11 protein-coding genes are annotated in these 12,931 nt (G+C 61.8%); 4 read left to right on the top strand and 7 right to left on the bottom strand.

All coding sequences use genetic code 11. The features are described from left to right. Positions 1-36 precede the first annotated feature (36 nt). Positions 37-1,014: a hypothetical protein gene (locus ACT7DK_RS04060; RefSeq protein ID WP_445396573.1), complete on the bottom strand. Its 978-nt coding sequence runs from the start codon at positions 1,012-1,014 to the stop codon at positions 37-39. Between the two features lie 96 nt (positions 1,015-1,110). Next, positions 1,111-2,334 (bottom strand): tyrosine-type recombinase/integrase, encoded by a 1,224-nt coding sequence (locus ACT7DK_RS04055; protein ID WP_445396571.1) that lies wholly within the window; start codon positions 2,332-2,334, stop codon positions 1,111-1,113. A 494-nt stretch (positions 2,335-2,828) separates the two neighbouring features. Between ACT7DK_RS04055 and ACT7DK_RS04050 the strand changes: the two genes are divergently transcribed. Next, entirely contained in the window at positions 2,829-3,053 is a 225-nt protein-coding gene (locus ACT7DK_RS04050) for a hypothetical protein (protein WP_445396569.1), read from the top strand. 89 nt (positions 3,054-3,142) lie between these two features. On the opposite strand, the gene ACT7DK_RS04045 is transcribed toward ACT7DK_RS04050, so the two are convergent. Beyond that, complete coding sequence (locus ACT7DK_RS04045; protein WP_445396567.1) at positions 3,143-4,477, bottom strand: hypothetical protein; 1,335 nt, start codon at positions 4,475-4,477, stop codon at positions 3,143-3,145. Between the two features lie 17 nt (positions 4,478-4,494). Beyond that, a complete protein-coding gene (locus ACT7DK_RS04040; RefSeq protein WP_445396565.1) occupies positions 4,495-4,902 on the bottom strand; it encodes a hypothetical protein in 408 nt (135 codons plus the stop codon). A gap of 303 nt (positions 4,903-5,205) precedes the next feature. Between ACT7DK_RS04040 and ACT7DK_RS04035 the strand changes: the two genes are divergently transcribed. From ACT7DK_RS04035 to ACT7DK_RS04025, 3 genes are read left to right on the top strand one after another with little or no spacing between them, the layout of a single operon-like run. Then, entirely contained in the window at positions 5,206-6,456 is a 1,251-nt protein-coding gene (locus tag ACT7DK_RS04035) for an ABC transporter substrate-binding protein (protein WP_445396563.1), read from the top strand. Then, a complete protein-coding gene (locus tag ACT7DK_RS04030; protein ID WP_445396561.1) occupies positions 6,453-7,517 on the top strand; it encodes a FecCD family ABC transporter permease in 1,065 nt (354 codons plus the stop codon). Before ACT7DK_RS04035 ends, ACT7DK_RS04030 begins: the two co-directional genes overlap by 4 nt. Further along, on the top strand, positions 7,514-8,269 hold the full coding sequence (locus ACT7DK_RS04025; RefSeq protein WP_445396559.1) for an ABC transporter ATP-binding protein: 756 nt from the start codon (positions 7,514-7,516) through the stop codon (positions 8,267-8,269). The genes ACT7DK_RS04030 and ACT7DK_RS04025 overlap by 4 nt, the downstream gene beginning before the upstream one ends. 149 nt (positions 8,270-8,418) lie before the next feature. Here ACT7DK_RS04025 and fusA read toward each other — a convergent pair whose 3' ends face one another. The 3 genes from fusA to ACT7DK_RS04010 all read right to left on the bottom strand — a co-directional run bounded on the left by fusA (position 8,419) and on the right by ACT7DK_RS04010 (position 12,757). Further along, positions 8,419-10,512 (bottom strand): elongation factor G, encoded by a 2,094-nt coding sequence (gene fusA / locus ACT7DK_RS04020; protein ID WP_445396557.1) that lies wholly within the window; start codon positions 10,510-10,512, stop codon positions 8,419-8,421. Between the two features lie 329 nt (positions 10,513-10,841). Then, the gene (locus ACT7DK_RS04015) at positions 10,842-11,777 is read right to left on the bottom strand and encodes an ABC transporter permease (protein ID WP_445396555.1); all 936 of its coding nucleotides are present in this window, start codon (positions 11,775-11,777) and stop codon (positions 10,842-10,844) included. Between the two features lie 5 nt (positions 11,778-11,782). After that, entirely contained in the window at positions 11,783-12,757 is a 975-nt protein-coding gene (locus ACT7DK_RS04010; protein ID WP_445396553.1) for an ABC transporter permease, read from the bottom strand. Positions 12,758-12,931: the final 174 nt, after the last annotated feature.

Here is a 12,931-nt window from a genome sequence, read left to right as displayed (position 1 = left end):
TGTCAGGTGCCAAGAATATTCTTGGCTGACAAGAATTCAGTTCTTCGGTGGCGGGTACTGCAGGATTTTGAGGGCGGCGGAAATGTCCTTGTTCAGGCTCTCCAGGCGCTCGCCGCTCAATCCCAGCTTCTGGGCCTTGTCGATGACGGCCCCTTTGATGCCCGCCATGTTGATGTTGTTCTCGCCCTTCCTCATCCGGGGATCATCGGTGTTCTCGTAGAGCAGGATGGCCATCACGCCCAGCACATCAAACCAACGGTCTTCATTGATAAGCGGCTTGGTCTGGCTTTTACCTGCTGGAGAGTCCGTTTCTTCCCCTTGCAGAATGCGCCTTTCAAGATCCAGCAGGGCCTCAGTGCGCACCACCCACAAGGCATCTTCCGGCAATGTCGCGGCAGGGTAGTAATCCCTTTCGCTAAAAGGCTTTGGCCGCTCAAAACTGGGGAGCTTGTCACTGGGAAGATCACTGAACCGATCTTGCAACTGGTAGTAATCACCCCCAGCATCTATAACAAAGACCCCCTCCAAACAGTGCAAGGTAATCTCGGGGCCACCTGTCAGCATCTGATAGCGGTGCTCAACATCAAGCCGTTCAGCTCCGATCAGAGGAAGATCAAAAACCTCGCCACCCTCGCCCAAACTCACAACCGCGGTATATTTATAGTGTGAGATAAGATCCGTGAAATTATTTTTAATAATAAAATCTGCGACATGAGCACTCATCTTAAAATGCTCAACCAAGATATCAAGCATAAGAGGATCACATAAGCTAGCAGCCTCTTTCCTCAGCTCTCCCATGAGAAGCCTGGCAACCAGATTAGAGTAATCCTCGTCGACCTCCGCTCTCTTTTTAGACACCGCTTTGTTTGGAAAAGATACGGATAAGATAAGATGGCCATCCAATGCCAGTCTGAGCACATCCGCCTCAGTCACCTTCTCACCAAAAGAGCTACTAAGCCTGTCGGCGGCCTCTGGTACGGTCAGCCATTTCTTGAGCTGGAACAGCTTTGACATGTTATCGCTACCTCTGCGGCCCTGAAAAAGGTGCCGGGACAGGCTGGCAGGGTTCACCAGCTTTTCGGGGCGTCCCCCTATTCCCGGCAAACTCGGTTATGCGGTGCGGTTGAATGAAGCCGGGATCACGTTGTCCGGCGCCTCGGCCAGCAGCTCCAGGCGGTCAAGCCAGCGGTTCAGCACCTCCAGCTTTTCCGGCAGGTACTGGCTGCGGTTGTACACGGCGAACACGCCGCCCAGTTCATGGCCGGCCAGCAGCTCCACCACATGGGGCGGGGCGCCCAGGTCGGCGTTTTTGGTGATGAAGGTGTGCCGCAAGTTGTGCAACGTCCAGGGCTCCCGGTGCTTCAGCCGCTTGTAAAAGGTACGGCCCTGCTGGCTCACGGCCTCGGGCTTCTTGAGCTGGCCCAGCAGGTAGGGGCCATCATTGGAGCGGCGCATTTCTTCCAGCCAGGGGATCACCCGTTCGGGTATGGGTCGGATAATGCGGGTGCCGGTCTTGCTGTTCGCCTCGGGTACCGTCCACAGCCGGGCCTCCAGATCCCATTCAGCCCAGGTTGAAAGCCTGATCTCCTGGGTGCGGGCACAGAACGCGGTGATCAGCCTGAGCAAATCCCGGTAATAGGGCTGGACGCCGTTGTTATCGAGCCAGCGCCACAGGCCGCCCAGCTCGGCATCGGTGAGCACCCGGTCCCGCTTGCCCTGCTTCTTGCCCACGTCCGGTATCGTCAGCCCTTCCAGAGCGGTGCTGGTGGCGTAGCCGCGGCGGTCGCAGTAGCGCAGCGCCTGCTTGCACATTTGCAGCACATAGCCGGCGGCCACCGGGGAACCGTTATGGCTGATCCGCTCCAAGGCGGTGAGCCACTGGCGGCGGTCGGCCAGGTTGAGCGGCAGCTTGCCGATCTGGGGGAAGATGTGGACCTCGAGCTGGCGCCGGTGCTTGTCGTGGTTAGCGCGGTTGTGGGCGGCGTAGTTGTCCAGCCAGTATTCCAGGGCATCCCGTACCGTGACCGGCTTCAACGCTTCCTGGGCGGTAGCATTGAGCTTGAAGCGGGGATCCTCGTTGTTGGCCAGCCACTCCCGGCACTGGTCGCGCAGCTTGCGGGCGGCAGCCAGGGACAGCCCGGGATAACTCCCAAGGGGAAGTTTATCTTCCTTGGTGCCCCTGCCTCCCAGCCGATAACGGAAGTACCAGGCCAGGGTGCCGCGCTTGGTGAGCTTGCCGCTCAGCCCCTCTCCGTCAGAAACCCACTGATCCTTATCGGGCGGAGACCTGAGCAACCGCTTTATCTTGTTGTCATTAAGCTTGTTTTTCGCCATGCCGCCCCCGACTTGTGTAGCGCACCGTGTAGCGCACATATCTTAGTATCAAGGGGGAATTTATGGAAACACAGAGAAACAAAAAGAATCAAAAAAACACACTAACACATTAAGTATCAACCACTTAACAGACACCACATGAAACACAGTGAAAGGCCGCGAATCCTGTTCTGTGGTAATACGGCATGAACTGATAGCTTAATAACAAGCTATTGATACTAGAGGCGTTTTACCTGAGCGGTGAACGCCTTTTTTGCTTGATGCAATACCCCATGCGATACCTTGCACCGTCCTGGTCCTCATGGGCTCAGTCCCTCTCGACGAGGGCCAGGTCCCGACCATGCGGGCCGCCTCCTTGGTTCATACACCGCCAGCCCCATAGCGAGTGCTTTTCCATCCCGTTGCCCACGCCGCCCCGGCACTCCCAAAGTCTCCGGCGCGGCCACCTCAAACTGGCTACACTGAAAGAAATGGTAACCAGAAGGAACTGTGCCATGGAACGCTACCTTGCCATCGGCCTGGCCGTGCTGTTGATAACCGGCTGCACACCCCGGCAGGCTTTAATAGAGACCAACGAGCAGCGGCTCCTGGCCGATAGCCAGCGCTGCAATCAGGCGGCCATGATTCAGGCCCCTCAGCCCACGGCCCTGAGCAATGCCCACTCCGGCAAGCGGAGCCATAACACCTATTTCATGTGCATGCGTTCACTTGGATGGTAATCCTTGGAGTGGGGTAGACGACCGGAGCGGCGCCTATCCCACCTTGCCGCCATCACGGCCGTCAATGCGGCTCCACCTGTCCGCCAGTTTCAGTCCACCCCGAGCAGGGCGGCCAGCAGCCAGATGGCCAGTACCACCAGCACCGACATCAGCCCCAGATAGCCCAGATTCCAGCGCATGATGCGAAACGAGTCCAGCCCGTAGCGGCCCTGAAACGCCAGATTGATGCCGGACAAGGGCCCGGTGGAGGTGCCCACCGCCCAGGACGACAGAAACACCAGCGCCAGCAGGGTATGGTCGGGCGACAGCGGCGCCAGCACCGAGCCCGCCAGCGCGATGCAGATGATCGGGTGAATGCCCAGCAGCGACAACAGCACCGTGGCCAGGTAGGTCAGGCTCGCCTCCAGCGCCCCGAAGCTCGCGAGCGGCAGGGTGCCGCCCCAGGCGGCGATCAGGCTTTCCAGGCCGTAGCCCAGCACGCCGGCGGCGAGAAACAGCGCCAGTTCGTTGCCCATCTGCGGCAGCCGGCCGTTCACCAGTTGCCCCAGCGCCGCCAGCGGCGAGCGCCGGCCGGCCACCACCACCGCCAGGCTGAGTGCCGGCGCCAGCAGGGTGATCACCGCCAGAATCGACAACGCCGGCCGTAATTCGTGCAACAGCAGCACGCATGACGCCAGCAGGGCCGGCAGCACCAGGCTGCCCGCATGCAACGGATAGCCCCTGAACTCCCGTACCGAGGCCCGCTCTCCCCCCTGCCGGCACAGCTGCCAGAAGGTGAGCGCCATGGCCAGCAGGGCCAGCGGCATGCTCACCAGCCAGAGGCGGGCCAGATCCGCCCCGGGCGCCACGCTCAGCGCCACCGCCATGGCGGCGAAGAAAGGCGACCAGAAGGCGGCGGCGGTAAAGCCCCGGATCAGCACTATGGCCTGCTCCCGGCTGAGCGTGCCCCGCCGAGCCAGGCGATCACCGATGATGAACACCGACGACAGGTTGATGACGGAGCCGAACAGATGCACCGCCCCCAGGGTGGAAGCCACCGCCCGCCGCCCCCGGGGCAGCCGCTCGTCGCCTTCGGTAGCGGGCCGGCTCACCAGCCCCAGAAAGCTCACCGCCACCAGCATCGACAGCAGGCCGCTGTTGCTGGTCACGATGCGCTCCACCTCCACGGCCGTGCCCAGCCCGGCACTCCAGGCCAGGCACAGGCCGCCGATGGCCAGCAACAGCAGCGCCTGGATGCGATTGCGTCGGGCCAGCGCCGGCCACAGCAGGGCCGCCGCCATCCAGTACCCCGCCCCGGCCCAGGTCCGCGCCACCGGCATCCCCAGCAGCCCGGCGGCCACCAGCGTCATGGCGACCAGGATCAGCCCGCCGGCCAGCTGCCGGCGGGAGCAGGAAGTCATGCGTTCAAGCAACAGGGTGAGCACGGCGTGGTTCTCGTCTTTTAGAAACAGGACAGGCCGACGATGATAAAGCCGGGGCGCTGGCGATGCACCCCAAAAGATAAAGATAACCCCGGCCGTTCGCAGGGGAAACCGTCGGACGCTGGGCCGAGCCTCCGATTGATATAAAACAATAAATCAAATGCCTCTTTTAGGTAGTCTGGGTTACCGCTCGTGGCCGGCGCATGTTCTGCCGGGCGATACAAGGGAGAGTGATCTTGGTGAGACGGCACTGTGGATGGAGAGTAGCCCTTGTCGCGGCCGGCATGCTCGCCCTGCAAGCCGTTGCCGGTGCCTTCCTCTACGGGAATATGCCGATCGTCGCCGGGCAGCACGGTGCCATGGCGCATCCTTCCTGCGCCGGTGCCGGCCAGGCCTCCGCCGGCAAACACCACGACCAGGATCCGCAACCCCCTTGCTGCCTCCCCGGAGGCTGCCTCTTCGCACAACTGCTGGCACTCCCCTCGCCTACCTCATGGCATCTTCCCGCCCGGGTCTTGCCCAAGGCACATCCAACCTGGTCCTCCGGCTACCTGATCCCGCCCCGAAACCGCCATCCGGGTTCTCCCCGCGCCCCTCCGGCACCGATGGCCTGATCACTCCGCACCCTGTCTGCGCCGCCCCAGGCGTCGACAGCCGCTGCGTTTGGGCCCCCTGCCCGCCGGACATCTCGGCCCGACTCGTCCCGGGGCAGCCACGCCAGTGATCATGCCATGAGCCGACATCAGACAGGTCGCCGGCGCCGCCGCGCTGTGGCACGCACACACCTGTCGCGGGGCGACCGCCACCGGCGGGCTCCCTGCTCACATACCGGCAATATCGCCGATGCACAATATCCGGAGATCGACATGGTAAGCATAAAGAAACTATTTTTTGTCACCGCGGCCCTTCTGTCGCTGACGGGCCCGGTCCTGGCCGACATCAGGGTCACCGATGTCATGGGACGCGAAGTGGTACTGCCCAAACCGGCCGAACGCGTCGTGCTCGGTTTTTACTACGAGGACTATCTGGCGGTCGTTGGTCCCGGCGCGCTCGACAAGGTGGTGGCCCTGTCGCTCTCGCCCTGGAAGGACTGGCGTCCGCGCCAGTTTGCCGCCTACGAAAAAGTCCTGCCGACACTCTCGGCGATCCCGGATGTCGGCAACGCCGAAGACGGTACCTTCTCGGTCGAAAAGGTCATCGCCGCCAGGCCCGATCTCGTCATCCTCGCCGCCTGGTCCTACGAGGCACTCGGCGACGGCGTCAGGCAAATCGAGGCGGCAGGTATCCCCGTTGTCACCCTCGATTACAATGCCCAAACCGTTGAAAAGCATGTGCTGTCGACGGAGGTGCTGGGCAAGGTGATGGGGACCGAAGATCGCGCCCAACGGCTGGCGGCGCATTACCGGGCAGCGATGACCGACATCGAGGACCGCATCGACAATGCCGGGCCCACCCACAAAAAAGTCTATGTCGAACTGGCCCAGCAGGGCCCCTCGGAGATCGGCAATTCCTATGGCGACAGCATGTGGGGAGAGCTCATCGAAAGACTGGGCGGTACCAACATCGCCAAGGGGCAGATCGGCAACTGGGGGCCGCTCAGGCCCGAATATGTGCTGACGGAGAAGCCCGATCTTATCTTCCTCGCCGGCTCCGAATGGCTGAACAAACCCCAGGCCGTCGGCGTCGGCTTCCTGGCCGATCCGGCCGTCGCCCGCGAACGTATCGGCGCTTACCTGGCCCGGCCCGGCTGGCATGACCTTCCCGCCGTCGGCAAGGGGGGCGTCCACGCCATCTATCACGGCGGCTCGCGTACCCTCTCCGATTACATCTACGCCCAGTACATTGCCAAACAACTCTATCCCGATGCCTTCAGGGATGTCGATCCGGCGGAAAACCTGCGCCGCTATTACGAAACCTGGTTGCCGATCCAGGCCGATGGCGTGTTCGTGCTGCCCTACGAGCCCGAAGGGAGCAGCCAATGACGCTGACTCTCACCCATATCGACACCATATGTGTCACCTATCGCCATACCTCGATACGGCGCCACCTCTCCCTGCTGGCCGCCTCGGCCTGCCTGTTGCTCTTTATCCTGCTGGATTTGGCCACGGGTCCATCGGGCCTGGCACTTGCGGAAATATGGCAGGGACTATGGGCAGGACCAGACGGTGCTGATCGCACCGTGGCCACCATTCTTTGGCAACTGCGCATGCCCCAGACCCTGATGGGCGTCCTGGTCGGCGCCTGTCTCGGGCTCGCGGGCCTGCAGATGCAGACGATCCTGTCCAACCCGCTTGCCAGCCCGTTCACGCTCGGCTTCTCGGCTGCCGCCGGTTTTGGCGCAGCCCTCGCCATCATGTTCGGCACGCTGCTCCCGGTACCGACCTATCTGCTGGTGCCGGTGGCCGCCTTTGCCATGACGCTGCTCTCCTGCGGCCTGGTGTACCTGATCGTGCGCCTGGGTGGGGCCACCCCCGAGATCCTGGTACTCGGCGGTATCGCTGTCCTGTTCTTCTTCCAGTCGGCACAGTCGTTGTTGCAGTTTCTGGCCTCGCCGGAAGTCCTGCAACAGATCGTGTTCTGGTTGTTCGGCAGCCTGCTCAAGGCAACCTGGACCAGTGTCGCGGTATCGGGACTGATCTTCGCCTTCTGCCTGCCCTTCATCATGCGCAGCACCTGGGCCCTGACCACCCTGAGGCTCGGGGACGCCAATGCCCGAAGCCTGGGATTGCAGGTTGAAACCATCCGCAAGCACAGCTTCATCATCGTCGCCTTGCTGACCGCCGCGGCGGTTTCCTTCGTGGGCACCATCGGCTTCGTGGGGCTGATAGCGCCACATGTCGCCCGTGCGCTGGTGGGCGAAGATCACCGGTTCGCCTTGCCACTCGCGGCCATCGTCGGTGCCGTCATTCTGGTCGGCGCCTCCGTCTTCGGCAAGCTCATCTCGCCCGCCGCCGTCATTCCGGTCGGCATCATCACCGCTATCGCCGGCGTCCCCATGCTGTTCGCCGTGATCGCCAAACGTGCCCGGTCAGGTGCCATATGAAAGAACAGCTTCGTCTCGACAATGTCACCGTACTGCGGGGGAAAACCAGGATCCTCTCCGGTATCACCACCACCATCGCCGCCGGCCAGATCCTCGGCCTGGTCGGACCGAATGGCGCCGGCAAGTCCACCTTGCTGAATGCCATCGCCGGGCTGGTGCCCCACGGCGGCACCATCACCTGGAAAGGCAAGGGCGTCGACCTCCGCGACATCGGTTTTATGCCGCAGCAATATCAGGTTCGTGCGGAATTGAGTGTCCTTGAAGTCGTGCTGTTGGGGCTCCACCACCGGCTTGGCTGGCAGATTGGTGCCGACTCGCTTAATGCGGCGGCCGGGATCCTGCATGCTTTCGGGATCGCCGACCTGGCCGGACACCGGATGCAGACCCTGTCCGGTGGTCAGCAGCAGCTGGTCCTCCTGGCCCAGCGGCTTCTGCGGGAACCCGAGCTGCTGTTGCTCGATGAAGCCACCAGCGCGCTCGACATCAGGCACCAGATGCATGTACTGCGCCAGCTCCGGGCCTATGTCGCGAGGACCGGCGCCCTGGTGCTGATCGCCATCCACGATCTCAACCTGGCCGCCCGCCACAGTGATGCCGTCCTCTTGCTCGATGCCGGCAAGATCGCCGGGCAGGGCGCCTTTGACACCGCGATCACGCCACAGAGACTGCGCTCCGTCTACGGCATTGAAGCGGAATTCCTGGCCTCGTCATCCGGACCGCCCCTGATCGTTCCGCTGTCGTCCTGTGCCTAGCCGTGTTTTGCCTGGCCGGCCATGACGGGCGTTATTCGTGCCGTGGGGGTTTCACCTTTGCCGACAACGCCCGTTGCGGCGCCTGCCGACCATAAAAAAACCGCTGCCGGGGCAGCGGTTTTTGTTGAATGCCTAGGCTTACGCCGGCATTACTTCTTGGCTTCTGCGGCCTTGCGCTCTTTCACCTGAGCGACCACTTTTTCGGATACGTTGGCCGGGCAAGCGGTGTAGTGCGAGAACTCCATGGAGAACTGGCCACGACCTGAAGTCATGGTACGCAGGGAGCCGATGTAGCCGAACATTTCGGACAGGGGTACTTCAGCCTTGATGCGCACACCGGTCACGCCGGCGTTTTGATCCTTGATCATGCCGCGACGACGGTTCAGGTCGCCGATCACGTCACCCACGTTGTCTTCCGGGCTGAACACGTCCACCTTCATCACCGGCTCCAGCAGTTGCGGCTTGGCTTTGGCGATGGACTGACGGAAGGCGCCCTTGGCGGCGATTTCGAAGGCGATGGCCGAGGAGTCAACGGCGTGGTAGGCACCGTCGGTCAGCTCGAACTCAACGTCCAGCACCGGGAAGCCGGCGATGGTACCGGTGCTCATCATGCTGCCGAAACCTTTCTCGACCGCGGGCCAGAATTCCTTGGGTACGTTACCGCCGACCACGGAGGACTTGAACACGAAACCGGTGTTCGGCTCGCCCGGACGGATGATGTAGTCGATCTTGCCGTACTGACCGGAACCACCGGACTGCTTCTTGTGGGTGTAGCTGTCTTCCACTTCGGCGGTGATGGTTTCACGGTAGGCCACCTGCGGCTCACCCACGATCAGCTCGACGCCGTAGGTCCGCTTGAGGATGTCGACCTTGATGTCCAGGTGCAGTTCGCCCATGCCTTTCAGGATGGTTTCACCGGAATCCTCGTCGGTCTCCACGCGGAAGGAGGGATCTTCGGCGATCATCTTGCCGATGGCGATACCCATCTTCTCGGAGCCGTTCTTGTCCTTCGGCGCAACGGCGATGGAGATCACCGGCTCGGGGAACACCATGGCTTCCAGGGTGCAGGGATGCTTGACATCACACAGGGTGTGGCCGGTCTGCACGTTCTTCATGCCGATGATGGCGATGATGTCACCGGCCTGGGCGGATTCCAGGTCGGTACGCTGGTTAGCCTGCATTTCCACCATGCGGCCAACCCGCTCGGTCTTGCCGGTGGCGCTGTTGAGGATGGTGTCACCCTTCTTGATGCGGCCGGAGTAGATACGCACGAAGGTCAGGGCGCCGAAACGGTCGTCCATGATCTTGAATGCCAGGGCCTTCAGCGGGGCGTCGGCATCGACGATGGCGAACTCGCCGGTTTCCTTGCCTTCTTCATCGGTCAGCGGCTGCGGGTCGACTTCGGTCGGGCTCGGCAGGTAGTCGTTCACGGCGTCCAGCACCAGCTGCATGCCCTTGTTCTTGAACGCGGAACCACAGAAGGCCGGGAACAGGGCCATGGTGCGGGTACCCTTGCGGATGCAACGCTTGATGTCCTCGATGGAGGGCTCTTCACCTTCCATGTAGGCTTCCATCAGGTCGTCGTCCTGCTCGACGGCGCTTTCGATCAGTTTTTCACGGTATTCTTCCACCAGCTCGACCATGTCGGCCGGCACATCTTCGATAGTGTATTTCTCGGGGTCACCGCTGTCGTCCCAGACGTAGGCCTTGCGGGTCAGCAGGTCGACCACACCCTTGAACTCGTCTTCGATGCCGATGGGCAGCACCATCACTACCGGATTGGCGGCCAGTACGTCGCGGGTTTGCTGCACCACGCGCAGGAAGTCGGCACCGATACGATCCAGCTTGTTGACGAAGATGATACGGGCAACGCCGGATTCGTTGGCATAGCGCCAGTTGGTTTCGGACTGGGGCTCGACGCCGCCGGAACCACAGAATACGCCGATACCGCCGTCCAGTACCTTCAGGGAGCGGTACACTTCAACGGTGAAGTCAACGTGTCCGGGGGTGTCGATAACGTTGAAACGGTGGCCTTTCCAGAAGCAGCTGACGGCCGCGGACTGGATGGTGATGCCGCGCTCGGCTTCCTGCTCCATGAAGTCGGTGGTGGATTCACCGTCATGTACTTCACCCAGTTTATGGATCTTGCCGGTCAGCTTGAGGATACGTTCGGTGGTCGTGGTTTTGCCCGCGTCAACGTGAGCAAAGATACCGATGTTTCTGTATATGGATAAGTCAGACATGATGCAACTTTATATGGTTGATTGAAGAAATAGACGGAGCATGTGAAGAGTACCGACACACCGCACCTCAGATTTTGAGGCGCACATTATGCAGTAGAACCCGGGTGTGAGCAAATGGCCAGAAGGCCGGCGCGAACATTTTTCACACAAGAACAGGCCTTTCGGCTGGTCTTCCGGCACCCTGCCACTGCTGGCTCCGGGTTCCTGCCGATCTCGACTCATGGCATCCGCCTGTGGCACCACCGCCATCGACAGCAGTACCGCCGGCCTTGCCCCCGGATGAACAGGCCGGCCAAAACACCCAGGGTGTTTTGGCCGGAAGCTACAGCTCAGCCCTTGTACACCTTGGGGTTGAACACGTCCCTGAGCCAGTCGCCGAGCAGGTTGATCACCAGCACCAGCACCACCAGGTAGATGCCGGGGAAGGCGGTGATCCACCAGGAGCCGGAGAAGATGTAGCTGAAGCCCATGCTGATCAGCGACCCCAGCGAGGGCTTGTCCACCGGCATGCCGAGGCCGAGGAAGGACAGCGCCGCCTCGCTCATGATGGCGTTGGCCACCTGCACCGTGGAAATGACCAGGATCGGCGACAGGCAGTTGGGCAGGATATGGCGGAACATGATGCGCACGGACTTGAAGCCCATCACCCGGGCCGCCTCCACGTATTCCTTCTTCTTCTCCGCCAGCACGGTGGCGCGGATGGTGCGGGCGTACTGGGGCCATTCGGCCAGGCCGATGATCACCACCAGCATCAGCACCGCGTACTGGGCGTAGAAATCGGCGCCCAGGGTGGCCTGGAACACCGCCGAGACGATGATGGCCACCATCATGGTGGAGAAGGACAGCTGCACGTCGGCGATGCGCATCAGCAGGTTGTCGACGCGCCCGCCGAAGTAGCCGGCGGACAGCCCCACCACGATGCCGATGGCCAGCTGCAGCGCCACCGCGCCCAGGCCGATCATCAGCGATACCCGGGAGCCGTAGAGGATGGTGCTGAAGATGTCGCGGCCCTGCACGTCGGTGCCGAGCATGAAGCGCTCGTCGCCGCCCGGCAGCCAGTTCGGCGGCAGCTCGGAGTCGAGGATGTCGATGGTGGCCAGGTCATAGGGGTTGTGGGGGGCGATCAGCGGCGACAAAAAGGCCGCCGCCGCCAGCGCCACGAATACCGCGAAGCTGACCATGGCCACCTTGTCGCGCAGGAAGTGATACAAAAAATCCGATTGTTTGAAGCGGGCCCAGCGGCTCAGGCTGACGTCTGTACTCATGGTGCTCACCCCTTGGCGGCCAGGTTGACGGTCGGGTTGACCAGACCGTAGATCAAATCGACGATGGTGTTGGTCACCACGAAGATGAAGCCGACGAAGATCACGTAGGTGGTGATCAGCGGCGTGTCCACCCGGTTGATGGACTCGAGGAACAACAGGCCGATGCCCGGCCACTGGAACACCGTCTCGGTGAGGATGGTGTAGGCCACCATGGTGCCGATCTGCACCCCGCCCACGGTGATCAGCGGCAGCAGGGTGTTCTTCAGGGCGTGGATGAACCAGATGCGGTACTTGTCCAGGCCCTTGGCCCAGGCGAACTTGACGTATTCGGCGCTGAGCTGCTCCAGCATCTCGGAACGCACCAGACGGATGAACAGCGGCAGCATGATCGACGACAGGGCGATGCTCGGCAGTATCAGGTTGCGAAAGCCCTGCCAGTTGAACAGCCCCGAGTCCCACCCCAGCGGGCTGCTCAGCTCGCCCCGGCCATAGGCGGGCAACCAGCCGAGTTCGATGGAAAACACGTACATCAGCAGGATGGCGGTGAGGAACACCGGTACCGAAATGCCGATGATGCTCACCCCCATGATCGCCTTGGACAGGATGGAGCGGGGCTTGATCGCCGAATACACCCCCAGCGGTATGCTCAGGGCAATGATGATGATGCTGGCACAGAACACCAGCTCAAGGGTCGCCGGCAGCTTCTCGAAGATGACCTCGATGGTCGGCTGCTTGAAGAAATAGGAGGTCCCGAAGTCCCCCTGCAGGACATTGCCGACGAAGCGGCTGTACTTGACCATAAAGGGATCGTTCAGTCCCATCTCGGTCCGCATCTGCTGGCGCACCTCTTCCGACACCGATTGCCCCACCAGCTCGCGCAGGGGGTCGCCCAGGTTGTCCTGAATGGAAAAGGCCACCAGACTGATGACAAACATCACGATCAGGGCCTGGAACACCCGTTTCAGTAAAAACGTCAACATGACCTGAAAGTTTCCTTGTAATTGACTCATCGCGACCAGGGTCGCGCGAAAGGCTCCGGGCTGTGCCGGAGCCGGACGAGGAATATTCGTTCTCGTCATTTCCCCTGCCTGCCCACGCGGAGCCTGGGAAGGAGGTCACAATTTACGGTGTCATGCCCGCGAAGGCGGGTATCC

This window comes from Zobellella sp. An-6 (assembly GCF_052487945.1).
Note: the sequence above shows the minus strand (reverse complement) of the source record. Positions and strands in the feature narration are given on the sequence as shown.

Excerpts from the sequence above, each read along its gene's own strand:
- ACT7DK_RS04060 (WP_445396573.1), bottom strand. The coding sequence starts at position 1,014 with ATGTCAAAGCTGTTCCAGCTCAAGAAATGGCTGACCGTACCAGAGGCC.
- ACT7DK_RS04055 (WP_445396571.1), bottom strand. The coding sequence starts at position 2,334 with ATGGCGAAAAACAAGCTTAATGACAACAAGATAAAGCGGTTGCTCAGG.
- ACT7DK_RS04050 (WP_445396569.1), top strand. The coding sequence starts at position 2,829 with ATGGAACGCTACCTTGCCATCGGCCTGGCCGTGCTGTTGATAACCGGC.
- ACT7DK_RS04035 (WP_445396563.1), top strand. The coding sequence starts at position 5,206 with ATGAGCCGACATCAGACAGGTCGCCGGCGCCGCCGCGCTGTGGCACGC.
- ACT7DK_RS04030 (WP_445396561.1), top strand. The coding sequence starts at position 6,453 with ATGACGCTGACTCTCACCCATATCGACACCATATGTGTCACCTATCGC.
- ACT7DK_RS04025 (WP_445396559.1), top strand. The coding sequence starts at position 7,514 with ATGAAAGAACAGCTTCGTCTCGACAATGTCACCGTACTGCGGGGGAAA.
- fusA (WP_445396557.1), bottom strand. The coding sequence starts at position 10,512 with ATGTCTGACTTATCCATATACAGAAACATCGGTATCTTTGCTCACGTT.
- ACT7DK_RS04015 (WP_445396555.1), bottom strand. The coding sequence starts at position 11,777 with ATGAGTACAGACGTCAGCCTGAGCCGCTGGGCCCGCTTCAAACAATCG.
- ACT7DK_RS04010 (WP_445396553.1), bottom strand. The coding sequence starts at position 12,757 with ATGTTGACGTTTTTACTGAAACGGGTGTTCCAGGCCCTGATCGTGATG.